Genomic DNA, 18,095 nt, shown 5'->3' with positions numbered 1-18,095 from the left:
AAACACTCTGGTGGTCGATTGGGTTTAATTAGAGTGACTAAGGGACGTTTAAGTTGAAACTAAAGGATTCAACAGGTTATATTTGTGTAAAATGATTAAGTCTATTGATGTATTCTAAGGGCATCTTTGTTATCTTATCAAAAGAAGATGAGAAAAGATTTTATGGATAGCACTACTATCGTCGTTCAAAGAACTGATCATACACAAAGGTTCTGTTTTCAACAAAAATAATATCTAGGAGCCGGATGCTTGAAGAAAAGCAATCTACGGAACTATATAATGAATAATGGTATAGGCTTTATGTGATTTGTAAATGACGTTGCTTCAGCTTCCTAATTATAATAATGATGTTGACGATAAGGCAAATACTTTCGCACTATATCTGCTTTTTCATGCTAAAGTGGCGGGAACACATTGTGAATGATCTTGGCTGTTAATTTTTCTATAGGTAAATTTCCTATGTGGGAAATAACATGCAACTCCAGTAGAGAAAACCAACAACCATTTTTTCTTTTATTTTTTAACTTAGCTTTTTTACTTTCAAAATTGGCCTGGCAATTTCTTGGAAAATATTGCTTTGCTATTTTAAGACAATTTCTTCCTGAAATAAAATCCTTCTTTTAAAATATCACTGTAATATCTTGCAAACTCATGTACTGCTCTTAGAGAAAGTTTGTAATAGGACCGTGCCTTTCATGGCGTTTATTTTGATGTGTATAACGGAAAAATTAAGAGCGCGTATTATCTTTTCGACACTCAACCACAATCTTACTTTATCACAATATTTATCTTGAGAAGGTACTTTTACAAAGATACTGATAATCTATAAATCGCCCTCACCTAATTCACCTTCTCGCTCATCCTTCCATGCATTGCTCGTCCACCTTTTAAACTACCTTCAATTTTTGATATAGAATTTTTTCTTTAATTTTTTTATTGAATCATAAAAATGATATGTCTCAATCTCACCTCTATGCATCTTTATACGCTTTGATTCTTATTTCTAAAGCCCAGACAGCCCGCATATCGCACTGTTTTTTATATTTAATATATATTTTTAGATTTATTCGTAACTTGTTAGAAAAGTTGCTATATTTTGATAGAAAATCTTCTATCAATTCACTTTTTTCAAAAGGTTCTGAAAGGATTCTTAAAAAGTCTGTAAAGTTAAAGACTATTTAATACGTATTGTTTCTTTTTTAGAAATCAAAATTGGTGATGCCCCATTCCTTACCAGCAATTGTGTTATTTGCAGAGCAATCTGTATAAGATGGTGTAATCTCTTTTATGAAGTTAACTAAAGTTTTTTGAATTTCTAGCATATTGCTTAAAGACAAAAAACTCCCCTTTATTTATGCAAACAGCTTAGACATCGGCTGATAATCCTCTCGCTTATAAAAATCCTTTCTTTATAACCTTCAGAACCACAATTAAAGTGGTAAAAGATAGAACAAGATTTTTAGACGATCATAACGCACAATAAAAATATGCTAACACCTGCTAAACAGAGGAAAATAAGTTTTAGCACGCCTTCAAATTGTAAGGGCTTAAGCCCCCGCGCGCTACGATGGGTTTCACCTCTCATCGTACGATTTACTTTCTCTCAAAAACTTAATCGCTGTAAATATAAAAATCTTGAAGCCCGTTCTAAATCCGTGAGAGTTTCTGGATCTCGCTGTATTAAACGTTGAAACTCCTCACAGCTGCTTATCTGAAATGCTAACATTTTTCATAAAAGGACGATAGTGGTGTTGAAACATCCCCAAAAAGTTTACGCCATAACCTGAGAGATTATTGCTGATTTCAGGGGATAGAATCAATTTCAGCTCAAAGAAAATCCCACCCATACCAACAAAAAGGTTTAGTCTACATGCCATGAGGAATGTCCTCAATAATTTTGATAATTTTTTGGTAAAATTTCTTTTGCCACCAATATCAGCTGCAACAGGTGTGGAATTAACAGGATTATAATTTTTTATCCTAAAATGTATCCATCATTTTTTACATTCTTTCATCTATCTTCGCCTTCTTTTCACAGCTTCAAGTGATAAAAAGTAACTGCAATTTAAATTATCTAGCATCGAACAAATTGCTCGCAAACTATCCCTATTGGCTAGATGACAACCCATCCTCTCTTGAAAGAGAGAAAAACTTTTCTTTTTTATTCAGCGATAAAGTAAATACTATTCAATTACTTATGAGTAGTAATTAGATCAAATGGAAACTGCTAATCTGAGTAATCTTGTACCCGTTTATATAGGTTTAGGAAAGCGTGCTGTTATGAATATTCATAAAAATGCTTTAAAAATTGATATCAGCAAAACTTCTGTTAAAAAAAGGAAAAGATATTCTCTTACTTGCTACTGAAAAAACTGTTCAGATTTGTCTTTATATTACTGAAGAGCTTCAAAAAACATGAAGTTATCCCAATAATTACAAGTGTGCCAACAATTCAACTTTGAGATAATATATCTGTGCTAGAGTTATGCCAATCTCACCAATCTGTTGTTGTCTGTGAAGAGCATAGTATCCATGGAGAAGCTTGGAGATGTAATTGTTAAATCGATTATGGAACAAAACATTCTATGCCAATTTGTATCATTATGAATACACAACGACCCCATCTGTAATAAAAATAAACTGGATATTTTTAACAAATTATGAAATAAATCTAGAACACATAAATAGTGTTAGAAATGACATACTATACAAAAAAATATTCAACTGCTTCCTAATATGTTCGCCAGTTCAAAAACATCATAAATCATTGAGTATGCAAGAAAAGCACATTAATTCACGCAGTCTTGCTCTCAGTAAACCAGCTTTTTTTAAAGATAGTACAGGTATTTTTTTCATTGCTTAAAAACGTACTCCATAAAAACAATATCATATCCTTATAATATCTTATTCAATAAAATTAATATAAATAATATATAGATTATAGAAACATTATTTATATTGATAAAATTTTATTATAATTAAATATTACAATAAATACATATTGACATTTTTAATAATTTTATTTATATAACATAATTAATATTATTCTATATTAAAATAAAACTAAATGAGGTTTATATTTTATGCTAATGTGGAAAAGAGTGATTAATATATTATATTTTTATATATAGGAGGGAAAAATGCTCACAGCATTATTTATATCTATTTTTTCTATATCAACAGTTGTTTTGCCTTTAATATCAGCGCTTGTTCCTTTTTATCCATAGAATGAGCTGTTAATAACGTAAATAAAAGATGTATGCAATGTTATTAGTATTTTTTTTGTGTTTATTATTATTAAGATTTTTGCGTTAATATTATTGTAGTTACTTAGTATTATTGTAGTTACTTAGTATTTTCTGTGATTTTATAGAGGAGCTTCTTGATCTTTTCTATTTAAATTTAACTATCAACATATTTGTAAAGTATATAATTATGCTCCTCTATAAAAAGACTTTCTTTTTCTAAAATAAGTATAACATATTGATTTCGTTACTTAAAAACATCTATATTTACTAAACTCTTGCGTGTAATATCTTTGATTGTCTGAGTACCGGTCAGTGTCATAGCTACCCGCATTTCATTAGCAAAAAGATCAAGGAGATGCATAACACCTTTCTTACCTGCTGCTGCAAGCGCATAAACAAAAGCACGACCAATCATAACAGCATCCGCACCTTGTGCTATCATGCGTACAACATCAAGACCAGAACGAACACCTGAGTCCACTAAAATAGTCAAATGATCCTTTACAGCATCCGCAATTGCAGGCAACGCTCGTGTTGTTGATAATACACCATCAAGCTGACGTCCGCCGTGATTAGAAACAACAATACCATCCGCACCAAATTTTACTGCTTCTCGCGCATCTTCTGGATCAAGAATACCTTTCAAAATCATTTTTCCTTTCCAAAAATCGCGAATCCATTGTAGATCATGCCAACCAATTGATGGATCAAAATTTGCACCAAGCCAACCAACGTAATCATCCAATGCAATTTTCTTTTTGAGATAAGTGGAGACATTTCCAAGATCATGAGGGCGCCCCATAACACCAACGTTCCAAGCCCAATATGGATGAGTCAAAGCTTGTAAAAAACGGCGTAAACCAGCATAAGGACCAGACATTCCCGAATGCGCATCACGATAACGTGCACCAGGAATTGGCATATCAACTGTAAAAACCAACGTGCGTACACCAGCCAACCAAGCCCGTTCTAGTGCATCACGCATGAAACCGCGATCTTTGAGAACATAAAGTTGAAACCAAAATGCATCTCCAACCGCCTCTTGTACTTCCGCAATGGGACAAACTGAAACAGAGGATAGAGTAAAAGGAATCCCTTTTGCCGCTGCGGCACGCGCTGCTTTTACTTCTCCACGACGTGCATACATGCCCGTTAGCCCAACAGGTGCAAGTACAATCGGTAAATCAAGTGTCTGATCAAAAAGCTTGATTGAAAGATCAACTTCACCAACTTGCCTTAGAATCCTTTGACGCAGTGCAAGTGCTTGAAGTTCTGTACAATTACGTCGCATCGTTTCTTCAGCATAAGCCCCACCATCAATATAGTGAAAAAGAAAGGGAGGAAGACGACGCTTTGCTGCTTTACGATAATCAAGTGTTGAAGAAATAATCATTGATGGCACCATTGTTCCTAAATAAAAAAAGAAAACATCCTAAAACGCATAAAAGCGAATCCGTATACCTACCTATTCGACATCCTCCCAAAACGCTCTATTGAATAGATAAAAGCAACAGAGATTGCAACTTTCTAAAAAAACTAATTGATAAAAACAACGTCTTTATTTCTCTTATCCAAATTTAAAATCTCACAGTATGTAGTATCATTAATAACGTATCTACTCATATATCGTTCATGTGCAATTGAAATGTTATACTCTCGTTAAACCAATACCTCTTCGAAAGCGATTGCTCCGTAGCTTAATTAGTTATAATTTAAAGTCGTTTCTCCCTCCAAAGGTCCTTACATTATCAGTTATTAAGAATATAGAGTGTCATTAAGTATAAACCATAATCTCCCCCAAAAGATGAAAAAATCCTTTATTAATACTGTAAATAAAGCTGTCGCATACATCCATAAATCTTCTTATATCAATATTCAAAACTGAGACCTGTTACTTGTTCATGAAAGTTTATAAAAATATACAGTGTCTAATTCACATAAAGCATAAAAAAACTTTTAATGTTCATACTAATAGAAGCTCTTCATATTTAATTGAATAATTTTCTAGCAATATTATATCTTGAGGCTATAAATGAGTTACTAAAATTAGAACAATGTTTAAAAAAATTGTTACTAAACTGTAGTGAAAAACTTATTTATTAGCTCTTAAGGATAATTTTTATACGAAATAAAATATACTGGTCATTTAAGCTCTAGAAAAATGGCGCCAAGTGTAGCATCCAATCTCGCATATTTACTTTGAAAAGTGAATACGCTACTGTTATATTGAATTTTATTAACCTATTGATTTATTATAATAATAAATATGAATAACATATTGAATATAGTAAAATTCTTTCATTGTAGATTTTGTCATAATGAAATAACCAAAACTATTCTTTTGCACATCATAAATGGAGTTTGTATAGATAAAACCTCTTTAAAAAAGAAGTAAAAATGCCTCTCATACCCTCTCAAATACAAAACCATAACTTTGAAAACTGAAAATAAAATGCATGACGTCGGTTTTATGAAGGATAAAATTTTCTTTTATCTAAAATACGCTTTCTGCATACATGTTATCAAAATTCGTGGTTCCCAACTCATTTAAAATGCTTGGACAACTTTAAACCCTGTGCTTGATAATGTGATCCAACATCATGTCCATAAAGGGTTGATGGTCGATTAAGCATATGCTCATAGACCAAACGGCCAATAATTTGACCATGCTCTAAGATAAAAGGAACTTCATGGCTCCGCACTTCTAAAACCGCTCTTGCTCCTTTTCCACCCGCCTCCTTATGCCCAAATCCTGGATCAAAAAAGCCTGCATAATGCACCCTAAACTCACCAACTAAAGGATCAAAAGGAGTCATTTCTGCGGCATAAAGTGGAGGCACATGAACAGACTCTCGGGAAACTAAAATGTAAAATTCATCAGGATCAAGAACCAACTCCCTCTGACCACGATCAAAAAGAGGTTCCCAAAAATCTAAAACGTGGGCAACAGCACGTTTATCAATATCAATAACACTTGTATGATGTTTACCACGATAACCTATAAGCCCGTTTTCGTCTCCCTTTAAATTAATGGAAAGACCAATACCACCAACACTAATATTAGGAAAATCATCCGATATCAGTGTTTCTTGCCTTTGCAAAGTGTGCAACTCTATTTCATTTAAATAACTTTGCCCTTTTCTAAACCGAAGCTGTGATAAATGTGAGCCTGTATGCACTAAAATTGGAAATGTGCGTGGACTAATTTCCAAATAAAGTGGACCATGATAACCAGCACAAATTTTATCAAACTCTTGAGCATTATCCGTAATAACACGTGTAAAAATATCTAATCGGCCTGTAGAACTTTTGGGATTGGCAACAGCAGATAAAAATTCTGGTAACGCTAAACTTTCCAAAAGAGGAACAATATAAACACACCCCGTTTCCAAAACGGCTCCGTCTCGTAAGTCAAACTCATGCAACTTTAACCGTTCAAGCTTATCCAAAACTTTTGTATTAGGGCCCGGCATAAAAGAAGCACGTATACGATAAGCCTTCTCCCCTAAACGAAGATCAAGGCTTGCTGGTTGTATTTGAGATCTATCAAATGGATACTGAGCCTTGAGAACGTTATTCTCAATCAAAGCTTGTATATCACTATCTGCTAAAATACCGCTTATACGCGCCATATATATTGCCTTCCCTTTTTACATTGTTTCTTTTTTGACCTAGATGATAAATTGGTGCAAGCTATTTTAAAGTGATAAAAACTATTTCTATGTTTTTTCCAACTGATTTGTTAACATAAAATAAAATAGGAGGTATTGTAAAAATAATACCTCTCAGCTCTCTTGTTCTTGAATGTCGCGCAAATGATGTTATCATAATTTTCTATAGAACCCTTAAGATTCCTGTTAGAATTTATTATGATTATACGCCATCTTAGCGAAAATATTATTAATCAAATCGCCGCCGGTGAAGTTATTGAACGACCAGCAAATGTTGTCAAAGAACTTGTTGAAAACGCTATTGATGCTGGTGCAACACGCATTGAAATTATTACAGCAAATGGTGGAAAAAATTTTATAAAGGTGAGTGATAATGGTTATGGAATTCCTGCAGATCAGTTAACTTTAGCAGTTTCTCGCCATTGTACCTCAAAGATTACCGATGACGTACACAATATCTGCTTCCTTGGATTTAGAGGAGAAGCCCTCCCCTCTATTGGTTCTGTTGCTAAACTTAAACTCATTTCACGAACAAAAGATGCTGAGAGCGCTGCTGAAATTTCCGTTACTGCAGGAAAAATTGTAGGACCCAAACCAGCTGCTGCAAATCTTGGAACAATTGTTGAAGTTCGTGATCTTTTCTTTGTCACGCCGGCACGATTAAAATTTATGAAAACTGATCGGGCTGAAACAAATGCTATTAGCGATATGATTAAGCGAATTGCTATTGCATTTCCACATATCCGCTTTTCTCTTTCAGGATTAGACAGAACATCTATGGAACTGTCTGCTACAGAAAATAATATTCAAGGACAATTACAACGTATTACGCAAATTATGGGAAAAGAATTTGCCCCTAATAGCATTGCGCTGAATGCTGAACGCGAAGGGGTGCGCTTAACAGGTTTTGCCTGTTTACCATCTTTCAACCGAAATAACAGCCTTCATCAATTTGCTTATGTTAATGGGCGTCCCGTGCGTGACAAGTTTCTATGGGGCGCTATCCGAGGTGCTTATGCTGATGTCATGACACGAGATCGTTATCCTGTCGCTATTCTTTTTATTGATCTCCCACCTGCTGAGGTAGATGTTAATGTTCACCCAGCCAAAGCTGATGTACGATTTCGTGATCCAGGATTAATTCGTGGTTTGATTGTTGGAGCTATTCGTGAAGCATTGCAGCAATCTGGTATTCGTCCTACCTCAACCCGTTCTGAAGCAATGCTTGCTGCATTTCAAACACAACAATCATTGGCACAACAATCATTGGCACAACAACCATTAGGCAATTTTAAGAACACGCACCTGTCCTCTTCTTACAGTTCACAGCCTCATCATTTTACCAGCGCTTCAATGGTCCAAAAACCATTGGATAGTACTAGCTCTTTTGATTTAAAAGAAGATGCCGCTCCTATTATGGAGGGCTTAAATACACCAAGTGGGGATGCATACATTCCAAGCACTACATCTTCATCAGAAGAGTTATCTTATCCATTAGGAGCGGCCAGAGCACAAATCCATAAAAACTATATTATCGCCCAAACACAAGATAGTTTGATCATTGTCGATCAGCATGCAGCTCACGAACGATTGGTTTATGAAGCACTCAAAAATGCACTTTATTCCAAACCGCTTCCTTCACAGTTATTACTTATTCCTGAAATTGTAGAACTCTCTGAAGAGGATGCAACATGTCTTTTAACGCATAAAGATGCTTTGCAAAAATTTGGATTAGGAATAGAATCATTTGGACTAGGAGCAATTGTTGTGCGTGAAACACCTTCCATGTTAGGAGAGATCAACGTCCAAGCCCTTATTAAAGATCTCGCAGATGAGGCCGCTGAGTATGATACAACAAATAATTTAAAAGAAATGCTTGATTATGTTGCAGCAACGATGGCCTGTCACGGCTCAATACGGTCAGGGCGCCTTTTACGCCCCGAAGAAATGAACACACTATTACGGCAAATGGAGGCAATACCTAATACAAGTACATGTAATCATGGACGCCCTACTTATATTGAACTCAAATTGGCAGATATAGAACGGCTTTTTGGCAGAAAATAAACTCTTCATCATTTTGACAAGAAAAATATTTTTAAATTAACTCTCGACTTTATAATATATTTTATGGCACTTTTCTTGAATCTCTTGTATCAAGCAAAAAGGAGTTATAATGTTTTCCGATAGTGAACGCGAAGCAAAAATTCATTATTCTAATAACGGATATGACATTATAGAATATGGTACCTATACTATTTGTGCTGTTAGCGGACAAAAAATCCCTATAGATGATTTAAAATATTGGAATCATCACCGCCAAGAAGCATATGCTAGTTGTGAAATCTCCTATCAACGTGAACTTGAGTGCAACCCATATCTCAAGCAATTGTTAAAAACAAAAGAAAAATAACCCTTTGAAAGCTATAAATTTAGCCTTTGCCTTTTAGACAAGAAAACTCAAGGGAACGTTTTCTAAAGCGGGTCATGACCTCCTCAAGAACCATGCGACAGAAGTCTTTTTGAACAAAATCGACATTCACATCAAAGACAATAAGATTTTTCAAATCTTTTTGCGTGTGAATTGTCTGTATACGGGTATAATCTTTAGCTGTTGTTGCGAGCCATAAATTGTGCATTTTAGCCTTTTGTATAAGGCTTTTTAAATTTTCATCTGTGAAAAAATAGTGGTCTGGATATATGTAAGTTTGCACCACATGACCAGACAATTCTTTAATAGATTTAAAAAATTTATCTGGATTGCCAATACCGGCAAATGCCAAAAATGATTTTCCTGAAACCTCATCAGAAGCACTGGCTTTAAGATGAGCACGATATAAAGGCTTTCCAGTACGCGAAACAAGAAAAGCAACATTATCAGGCACATCGGAGTGACCAATCAATAAAACACTATCCATAAAAGAAAACTGCGTTTTTAATGGTACGCGCAAAGGTCCTGCTGGAAAGACAGCTCCATTACCAAAACCGCGCATCGCATCAACAACGAGTAACGCATAATCCATATAAAGACGGCGACTTTGAAATCCATCATCCATTAAAATAAGATTACATCCCTCTTGCTTAAGCCGTTGCGCCGCTGCATAACGATTAGGTGATACAGCTACAAAAGCATGCCGTGCAAGTAAAAGTGCCTCATCTCCAACATTGTGTGGAGTATCATATTTCTCATTTACAAGATGTACCCCTTTAACTGATCCACCATAACCACGAGATACAATACCAGGTACAAAACCAAGTTCTTTAGCCACCTTGGTAAAAGCAATAACAACCGGCGTTTTACCCGCACCACCACATGTAAAATTTCCAATACACAAAACAGGCAGATTAATCACGGGAGGCTGTCTTGCCATAAAACGACTTGAAAAATAACCATACCCCCATGAAACTGGGGCTAATACAAAACGCAAAAAGCTTTTATTTTTCCACCAAAAATGGGGGGCGCTAATATGCATATCTACCCTGACGCTGACGTAAACCTGTTTGTATTACAAGGGGTTGTAAAAATGGATCTAAAATCTTTAATGTGCGCTCAAGTGCACCTGCCATACCTGTCGCCACTTCATGAGCCTTATCAACCATTTCTTGTCGCAATGTTTCATTTGTTAAAAGCTTATACACCTGAATAGCAAGCTGTTTTGTATCTTGAACCATATATGCTGCATCATGCGTTAGAAATTGTTTGAACATCTCTTGAAAATTTGAAACATGGGGCCCTGTCAAAATAGCGGAACCAAGTAAAGCCAATTCCAATGGATTGTGTCCACCATTTCCACATAACGATTTACCAACGAAAGAAACTTTCGATAAGCGAAGAAAAAGCCCCATTTCTCCAATGGTATCTCCCCATAAAATATCGGTATTCATGTTTGGAACAGCATCTCTACTCCTACGAATAAAACTTAACCCCTTATTATCGCATTTTCTGATAAGATCTTCTGAACGTTCAGGATGACGAGGCACAATAATTGTCAATAAATCTGGCAAATAATTTTTAACAATCTTATGGACCTCAAAAGCAATCTCCTCTTCCCCTTCATGCGTTGAAACAGCTGCCCAAACTGGGCGATTGCCGATAGCATTACGATAACGTGCAAGCAATGCTTGATTTTCAACCAGAAAAACATCAGCCTTGAGATTACCAGAAAACGTAACAGATTTTACGCCAAGTTTATGGTAATAAGCTACATCTCTTTCGTTTTGACCAATCGCCAAATCAATATCCTTAAAAATATGTTTGGCAAGAACGCGTCGTTTTTGCCAAGCTTTAAAAGAACGTTCAGACATATGGGCATTAACCAAAATCTGCGGAATACGCATTTTTGCAAGTTCTTTAATACGAAGGGGCCAAATTTCTGATTCACAAATCAAGACGAGATCAGGCTTCCAATGACTAATAAAACGGCGCACTGCAAAATCTAAATCCAAAGGAGCATATTGATGAATCAACCTATTACCAAAATGTTTTTTCACAAGAGTAGAAGATGTCACAGTCCCAGTTGTTATTAACACATTGATTTTCAATGATAAAATATAATTTACAAGTGGAAAAAGTGCAAGTGTTTCTCCAACACTTGCTGCATGTAACCAAACCAATGAACCTTGGGGGCGTACATGAGAACTTTTACCTAAACGCTCTTTTTTGCGACACCACTCTTCTTTTCCACGAATAGCACGAAAGAACAAATAAAAAGGAATAACAGGACATAAGCAAAAACCAATTATCCGATAGCTTAAAAGAGCCGTATGTGCCTTTAATTCTACCATTTAAAATCACCTCATCCAGCTATTTTAAGATATCTATATGCTTATTTTGTTAAAAAATTCATCAACACTAGTGGTTGCTTCCGTATTTTTTTAATATCATCCATATCTTAAATAAAAAACGCTTAATCCATGAGAAAATTCAATATATAAAGGACAAAAAATGCAATTTTATCACCATATTTTTTTTAAAACTTTCCTATAAAAATAACATATACACATTATTTAAATCTCTTTTAATGAAATTTTATCACTTCATTCTGCACCCTATAAAAATCTTACTCAAAAATAACAAAACTATTTTTCAATCAATTATAATTTTGAAAATATAAATGATAAATACCATACAACCTATGACATATTTTTTCAGCTCACTGAATAAATACTTCTTATGATTTTAGTGAGGCTTTGAATTGTACACGTTGGTATTTTAGAGAAAAAAACTTATTTTTACATATGTTAGGTATTGTCAATTTTTCAAAAAATAATCCATATAGACATTACAACCTAATATAAATAAAATATGTTTAAAAGGAAGCTCAATCTCTATTATTTCATTTCAATAAAATGAATATGTCAAACAAATCTTAAAAAAAAACTTTTGAATGGTATAGAGTTCTCATTTTAAATTGTGATATCATCTCTTAAAGGTAATCCAGAAAAATCTAATCTTGTTTAATAGAGAATTTCTTAAAAGTCTTACAGCAATTTAAATAAGAGTTTTCAAAATTTTAAATCCTCTCTTTTCAGGAGGTTGCATGATATCTTATTCCTTTTAAGATTGTATATAATCAACACAAAATGACTAACTTATAGATTGTAGTTTTAAACGAGTACTCAAGAAGCCCTTATGAGGTAAGTTAACTTTATAAATCTATTCAGTTTCTCTAAGTTTCTAATTTTGGTAAGTTTCTAACAACTTTCATGGTTTCTAAGCTTATAGTAATAACTCGTTGAAAAAATTCCAATGGATAAGTAGGGAGTGCTAATAATCTCAATAGAGTAGTAATTCGTATCATTAATAATGCTACTCTTTGTATTAATCTTAACGCATTAATGTCTCATACCTCATTCAAGAGCAGAGTGACTATTCACAATATAATCATAAAATTCGAGTGATCGCTGTCATGATAATATTGCTGTTGCAAATAGGTTGATAGAACTTTCTTACATTTTTATTAAGCGCAAAGATGGTGGTGCAACAATGTATTTTATACCTTGCACGAACACTATTATGAAATGGGTTTGGGTGCCTTGAGAGATGTTTTTTTAAGAAAACATATGAATTTTAAACAACAAGCATATTCTTTTTTACGACGTTCTATTTTACTCGAAGAAAGTACCTATGAAAAGGACGACTAAACAAAAGCGTGCAGCAATCTACAAGCTATAATAACCAAATATTCAAGCTTTATTCTGCATCGCCTAACTCAGCATCAAGAAACTGATGCAAATCTACAATGTAATAACGTTGTAATGCATTATCTACACTGCTTTGCGCTTTTGCCTGCCATGCTTCTTGAGCGGATTTATAATCTGAGAAAATACCAACCACATCTAAATCATCGGGATTCTTGAATTGATTACTGTTAAGATTTTTTAATTCCCCACCAAATACAAGATGTAAATATTGTTTTTTTTCGTTGGTTTCAGTCATATGTGCCTCTATATTATTTAGATTATTTTAGCATGCTTTTACGTGATTAAACTAACTTTGTTTGACGAACAACATCTATCATATCTTGACAGCAATTATTTTTACCAGCAATTAAAAGTCCATATTGGTAAGGTTCAATTCCATAAGATAGTAAAGAGGCATCAAGCGATAAAAAACACCCTCCACACTCCTGCAAAATAAGATCAGCAGCGGCAATATCCCATTCATGACAATTTGGACGAACTAATACGATATCAATTTCATCTTGAGCAACAAGAACAATACGATAAGCAAGAGAAGGAAGATAATGGTAAAGACTAACTTGATTGAGGAAATCATCTGGTAATTTTTGTGCGAGCGATTTATCAAGTGAAATTTTATATTTTCGATGAACCTGAAAGGCTAAACGAGGAAGTTTTATCCCATTTAATGTTGCCCCTCCACCCGTTACAGCTGTATAAACATCTCCTTGAGCCGGACATTGTAGTACGCCCACAATAGGACGCCCATTCTCAATAATGGCAACCGAAATACACCAATAAGGACTGCCAGAAAGAAAACCACGCGTTCCATCAATAGGATCAACAACAAAAGAGCGCTCATAATAATCTTGTTTTTCTCGATTATCTTTTGTTTCTTCTGAAATCCATCCATAATTTGGACGAGCTCCAAGAAGCTTCTCTTTCAAGAAATGATCAACAGCAAAATCTGCTTCACTGACCGGGGAATTACCTTCTTTAATCCAGACATCCAACGTGCATCCAAAATACCGCATTGCTAAATCTCCTGCCTCTCGACAAACGTCACGCAAAAGATTTAAATCAGAAGAATGATGCGTATTATTTTCCTGCAAGTGTCATCCCTTCAATTAATAATGTTGGAGCTGCTGTACCATAACGCCGATCAATATCATTGGCAGGTGTTAAATGTGCTAACATATGAAGCAAATCAGAGCCTAGCGTTACTTCACTCACCGGATAAGCAATTTCACCATTTTCAATCCAAAAACCGGAAGCCCCACGACTATACTGACCAGTAATAAAATCAATGCCATGACCGAATAATTCGGTCACATAAAATCCATTTCGCAAATCTTTTATCATATCGCAAGGCGATACTAAACCCGGTTCAATAGCAAAATTTGTACTGGTCGGCTGCACTAATGATGCTGAACGCACACCATGTCCATTTGTTTTAAGTCCCAGTTCACGTGCTGTAGATGATGAAAGAAGCCAATTTTTTAAAATACCATTTTCAATAATATTGAGTGTTTGTCCCTCTACCCCTTCTCCATCAAAAGGATGAGAAGCATTTCCACGTAATCGCAAAGGTTGATCGGTTACATTAACATTAGGCTTCATCACTTCCTTACCTAGAAAATTCTGTAAAAGACTCGTTTTTCGAGCCACAGAGGCTCCATTAACCATAGATGCGATATGCCCTGCAATTCCACGAGCCGTACGCGGATTAAAAATAACATCAACGCCCCCAGTTGCCGCACGAACTGCACCCAAACGTCGAACTGCACCAAGCCCTGCATTCTTTCCCACAGTTTCTGCTGCCTCTAAATCAGAAAAATGTAAGGCTGTTGTATAATCATAATCCCGCTCCATCTGTGTTCCTTCACCTGCAAGAGCACTACAAGAACGTGAAAAACAACTTGAGCGATAGGCTCCACAAAAACCATCGCTGGTCACAAGAATAAACCCACTACGGCCATAAGCTGTTGCAGCGCCACCAGAATTGCTTACACCTTTAATATCAAGAGCTGCTGCCTCCGTTTTTAAAGCATCTTCTGTTAAAAAATGACTGCTAGGTACAAAATCATCAAAAAGATCAAGATCTTTAGGATGCTTAACCAAACACTCTTTATCTGCCAAACCTTCAAATAAACTATCGGGAGAAGCTTTAGCCATCGCAACAGCACGTTCCGCAAGTTCTTGCGGATAAGATCCTAAATTAGCAGAAACACTTGCTACTTTTTTTCCAACAAAAACCCTTAGAGTAAAATCATTGCTCTCTGCTGCTTCTGTCGATTCAACTTTCCCAAAACGAACTGATACACTGGTAGAATGAGCATGAACAATAACAGCATCAGCAGCATCTGCCCCAGAACGCCTTGCTGCTTCAACCAGCGAAACTGCTTTCTCAATCTGGTTTTTGTCAGTCATCATAGACTCCCTAAAATATTTTATTATTTACATTGATAAGCATTCTGACAAATTGATATAAATCAGAATATAACTCTTGTATGTTTATTCATAAGATTATGCATATTTCATGCATTCTTTTTTTTAATGCATTAAATCATTTCCCTTTTAGCTTCTTTATGAAAAGACGTAATATGCTGTATATGCCGTAAAATCTCTTTAGTTTCAAGATTTCTCATGGGCCCTTATCATTTTAGATAATCCAATCTGTACTGACAATCAAATCAACCGAAAATTTGGCAATTAACAAAAGGCCTAACAATAACATTTGAATTTAAGCCAAAATCCTCAAAAATTCGAAAAGTATAAAATGACTTAAGTCACAAGCCTTATGTCCTCTGGATAGTCAAATAACTTCCTTCATTCCTATAGCATTCTTTAATTTCCAAGCAAGAATCAAGAAAATGCCTTATATTTGTGTATACTTCTTTGCTTCTATAAACTCTCTCATAATAAGATGGCAATCTTGTAAACAAAAAAATATAAACGGAATAAAAAAATTTTTCTTGCGTTATTGCTTCAACAAAATGAGCAGTCATTAGCTTCTTTATTCTCATAAGCGTGATATCACAAAGAACTCATTTTTTATATTTATCAGAAATAAGTTATAATCATAACATTCTCTCTCGTTTCTAATGCGTCTAATCAAGAGCATCTCATTTTTCATGCCTCATCCTTAACTGGTTATTTTGTTACTAAACAGATATAACTTAATAGACTTCTTTTTCCTGAAACAAAAATCCCAAAATACTGGATAGATTTTGATTTAAGAACTACACTCCTTCCTCTTTTCCTTCCATTAAAAAATAAAGAAGCGTAATATTTTTATAAAACGATAATCAATAAAACTTTTATATAAAACTCAATGTTGTATCTATTGTTCAATTCAATCTACAATAAGCATATTCTTCCAATTAATTTGGGCAAGTTTATCGCTCATAATTGTTTTAATAGATACAAAAATATTTGCAGAAACTGGGATATCTGTGCGCATTTTAAAAAATCGCTTTTTAAACATTTAAACCAAATACATACAACGATACGAGATTAATTTTTACGAAAATTAAGGGAGGTTTTATTTTATCATCTAGAGCCTTTTAGAACTGCACTCTCTAGAAAAGTAATCAAAGAAATTATCTGTTCTTATAATCTTTTAATCAAAAAAACACTTTGATTTATAATCATAATTGATCATTTTGTAATTTGCATAAAAGAATCAAATATCATTAAATTTTCTCCGTTTCGAACCTATTCATGTTGAATCAATCACAACTATTTGCGAGCATATCATCAGTAAGGGGCGTATGAATAAAAACTATTTAAGAAGGAGTCAAAATGTCTTTTATGAATGCTCTCAAATCAAAAACTATCGCAACATTAGAAACTGGCAAATATCATGACAATATCAACCTACAGATTCACAAGAGCAGAAATAAGCTTCTACAACTTTCTTTATTTTCAGTAAAAATGCGCGCCTTATAAGCTTTTATATATTGAATAAAATTCAATGGCTTTTATAAGATCTTTGGTGCAAAATTAATTTTCTCAGATGATTTGACACGATTTCAACGACTAACTAAAAAACAGATCATAGCTCATCGATTTGCTATATACTCATAACTGATTTCATTCTAACAAGGCTAAGATTTCTGCACCTTTTTTAAGGTATTAACTTCTTTATAAATGCCCCCCTTACGAGATGCTTTTGTTTTCAGTAAGAGCACGTCTGCTCATTTCAATCATTGCATCGCGAAGATGTAACTTAATTTTTGACCCAATAATCATTCCAAAGAAAGGAGAAAATAAACCAGACATGGTTACAGTATGACGAATTTTGTTATTTGAAGAACCCGATTTTGTTGAACAAATATATTCATGATCAAAACTCATACGTGTAAAAGGAAGTTTAGCATAATCAGAAAAACAAACATTTTTTATAACTTTATCAAGTGTAAAAGTTACTGTAGGTCCCTTTTTAGGTTTCATGCGTCCTATAGCACCTTCTTTGAAAGGACCAGAAAGTTCTACCCACTCAAGTTCACTATCCCAGCAAGGCCATGATGCCACATCTTCCCATATAGCCCAAATTTGCTCAGCACTTGCTTCTGTACTAATCTCTTCACTATATATCCAATTAAACACGATAATCTCCCCTTTTTTACAAATTACTTATCTTTAGTGATAAAGAATAATATAAAAAAGTATCCTTAAAGCTGCACAACGATAAGATAATTAATACTCTCAGATTTACTTAATATGTAATGATTAACTCAACAAGCGATATTACTAAACTAAACACACAAATATTCAGGATAAATGAACACTATTGTCTACCTTAAATAAAAAATATCTGTTTTAAGTTCATACAATAACAAAAATAGAAGTTACGCATCATATAAGATATAAATGCAGACTGCATAGCTTAAAGCTTTCAACTGCTGATGAAATGTGATGATTAAGGTATGGCAGAAAGAAATTAGATAAAAAAGATCATAACTATTATCGAGGAATATATATCCTATTGGAG

General features: G+C 34.3%; 11 protein-coding genes and 2 pseudogenes. 3 read left to right on the top strand and 10 right to left on the bottom strand.

Annotated features, from left to right (window positions below):
- Nucleotides 1-398 precede the first annotated feature (398 nt).
- The 3 genes and pseudogenes from PVV63_RS02120 to PVV63_RS02110 form a co-directional block, all read right to left on the bottom strand.
- Nucleotides 399-840, bottom strand: a pseudogene (locus PVV63_RS02120) (integrase); the annotation flags it as partial.
- Between the two features lie 2,652 nt (nucleotides 841-3,492).
- On the bottom strand, nucleotides 3,493-4,641 hold the full coding sequence (gene lldD, locus PVV63_RS02115; RefSeq protein ID WP_273790428.1) for an FMN-dependent L-lactate dehydrogenase LldD: 1,149 nt from the start codon (nucleotides 4,639-4,641) through the stop codon (nucleotides 3,493-3,495).
- 1,150 nt (nucleotides 4,642-5,791) lie between these two features.
- Nucleotides 5,792-6,880: a 2'-deoxycytidine 5'-triphosphate deaminase gene (locus PVV63_RS02110; protein WP_273790427.1), complete on the bottom strand. Its 1,089-nt coding sequence runs from the start codon at nucleotides 6,878-6,880 to the stop codon at nucleotides 5,792-5,794.
- A gap of 237 nt (nucleotides 6,881-7,117) precedes the next feature.
- On the opposite strand from PVV63_RS02110, the gene mutL reads away from it, so the two are divergent.
- Nucleotides 7,118-8,986 (top strand): DNA mismatch repair endonuclease MutL, encoded by a 1,869-nt coding sequence (gene mutL, locus PVV63_RS02105; RefSeq protein ID WP_273790426.1) that lies wholly within the window; start codon nucleotides 7,118-7,120, stop codon nucleotides 8,984-8,986.
- A gap of 109 nt (nucleotides 8,987-9,095) precedes the next feature.
- Nucleotides 9,096-9,332, top strand: coding sequence for a DUF2093 domain-containing protein (locus tag PVV63_RS02100; protein ID WP_273787833.1), 237 nt, complete (start codon nucleotides 9,096-9,098; stop codon nucleotides 9,330-9,332).
- Nucleotides 9,333-9,351: 19 nt separating this feature from the next.
- On the opposite strand, the gene lpxK is transcribed toward PVV63_RS02100, so the two are convergent.
- From lpxK to PVV63_RS02075, 6 genes and pseudogenes are all read right to left on the bottom strand, one after another.
- Nucleotides 9,352-10,392, bottom strand: a complete 1,041-nt coding sequence (gene lpxK, locus PVV63_RS02095; RefSeq protein WP_273790425.1) for a tetraacyldisaccharide 4'-kinase — start codon at nucleotides 10,390-10,392, stop codon at nucleotides 9,352-9,354.
- Complete coding sequence (gene waaA / locus PVV63_RS02090) at nucleotides 10,382-11,704, bottom strand: lipid IV(A) 3-deoxy-D-manno-octulosonic acid transferase (RefSeq protein WP_273790424.1); 1,323 nt, start codon at nucleotides 11,702-11,704, stop codon at nucleotides 10,382-10,384. The genes lpxK and waaA overlap by 11 nt, the downstream gene beginning before the upstream one ends.
- Nucleotides 11,705-12,575: 871 nt before the next feature.
- Nucleotides 12,576-12,851, bottom strand: a pseudogene (locus PVV63_RS10445) (hypothetical protein); the annotation flags it as partial.
- A 261-nt stretch (nucleotides 12,852-13,112) separates the two neighbouring features.
- Nucleotides 13,113-13,358, bottom strand: a complete 246-nt coding sequence (locus PVV63_RS02085; RefSeq protein WP_273790423.1) for a DUF4170 domain-containing protein — start codon at nucleotides 13,356-13,358, stop codon at nucleotides 13,113-13,115.
- 46 nt (nucleotides 13,359-13,404) lie between these two features.
- Complete coding sequence (locus PVV63_RS02080; RefSeq protein ID WP_273790422.1) at nucleotides 13,405-14,211, bottom strand: 3'(2'),5'-bisphosphate nucleotidase CysQ; 807 nt, start codon at nucleotides 14,209-14,211, stop codon at nucleotides 13,405-13,407.
- Nucleotides 14,198-15,529: a TldD/PmbA family protein gene (locus tag PVV63_RS02075; RefSeq protein WP_273790421.1), complete on the bottom strand. Its 1,332-nt coding sequence runs from the start codon at nucleotides 15,527-15,529 to the stop codon at nucleotides 14,198-14,200. The genes PVV63_RS02080 and PVV63_RS02075 overlap by 14 nt, the downstream gene beginning before the upstream one ends.
- 1,374 nt (nucleotides 15,530-16,903) lie before the next feature.
- Between PVV63_RS02075 and PVV63_RS02070 the strand changes: the two genes are divergently transcribed.
- Nucleotides 16,904-17,050, top strand: coding sequence for a hypothetical protein (locus PVV63_RS02070; RefSeq protein WP_273790420.1), 147 nt, complete (start codon nucleotides 16,904-16,906; stop codon nucleotides 17,048-17,050).
- 210 nt (nucleotides 17,051-17,260) lie between these two features.
- Here PVV63_RS02070 and PVV63_RS02065 read toward each other — a convergent pair whose 3' ends face one another.
- On the bottom strand, nucleotides 17,261-17,710 hold the full coding sequence (locus PVV63_RS02065) for a hypothetical protein (RefSeq protein ID WP_273790419.1): 450 nt from the start codon (nucleotides 17,708-17,710) through the stop codon (nucleotides 17,261-17,263).
- Nucleotides 17,711-18,095 lie beyond the last annotated feature (385 nt).

The organism is Bartonella sp. CM31XJBT, from assembly GCF_028618555.1.
GTDB lineage: Bacteria > Pseudomonadota > Alphaproteobacteria > Rhizobiales > Rhizobiaceae > Bartonella.
Note: the sequence above shows the minus strand (reverse complement) of the source record. Positions and strands in the feature narration are given on the sequence as shown.

Excerpts from the sequence above, each read along its gene's own strand:
- lldD (WP_273790428.1), bottom strand. The coding sequence starts at position 4,641 with ATGATTATTTCTTCAACACTTGATTATCGTAAAGCAGCAAAGCGTCGT.
- PVV63_RS02110 (WP_273790427.1), bottom strand. The coding sequence starts at position 6,880 with ATGGCGCGTATAAGCGGTATTTTAGCAGATAGTGATATACAAGCTTTG.
- mutL (WP_273790426.1), top strand. The coding sequence starts at position 7,118 with ATGATTATACGCCATCTTAGCGAAAATATTATTAATCAAATCGCCGCC.
- PVV63_RS02100 (WP_273787833.1), top strand. The coding sequence starts at position 9,096 with ATGTTTTCCGATAGTGAACGCGAAGCAAAAATTCATTATTCTAATAAC.
- lpxK (WP_273790425.1), bottom strand. The coding sequence starts at position 10,392 with ATGCATATTAGCGCCCCCCATTTTTGGTGGAAAAATAAAAGCTTTTTG.
- waaA (WP_273790424.1), bottom strand. The coding sequence starts at position 11,704 with ATGGTAGAATTAAAGGCACATACGGCTCTTTTAAGCTATCGGATAATT.
- PVV63_RS02085 (WP_273790423.1), bottom strand. The coding sequence starts at position 13,358 with ATGACTGAAACCAACGAAAAAAAACAATATTTACATCTTGTATTTGGT.
- PVV63_RS02075 (WP_273790421.1), bottom strand. The coding sequence starts at position 15,529 with ATGACTGACAAAAACCAGATTGAGAAAGCAGTTTCGCTGGTTGAAGCA.
- PVV63_RS02070 (WP_273790420.1), top strand. The coding sequence starts at position 16,904 with ATGTCTTTTATGAATGCTCTCAAATCAAAAACTATCGCAACATTAGAA.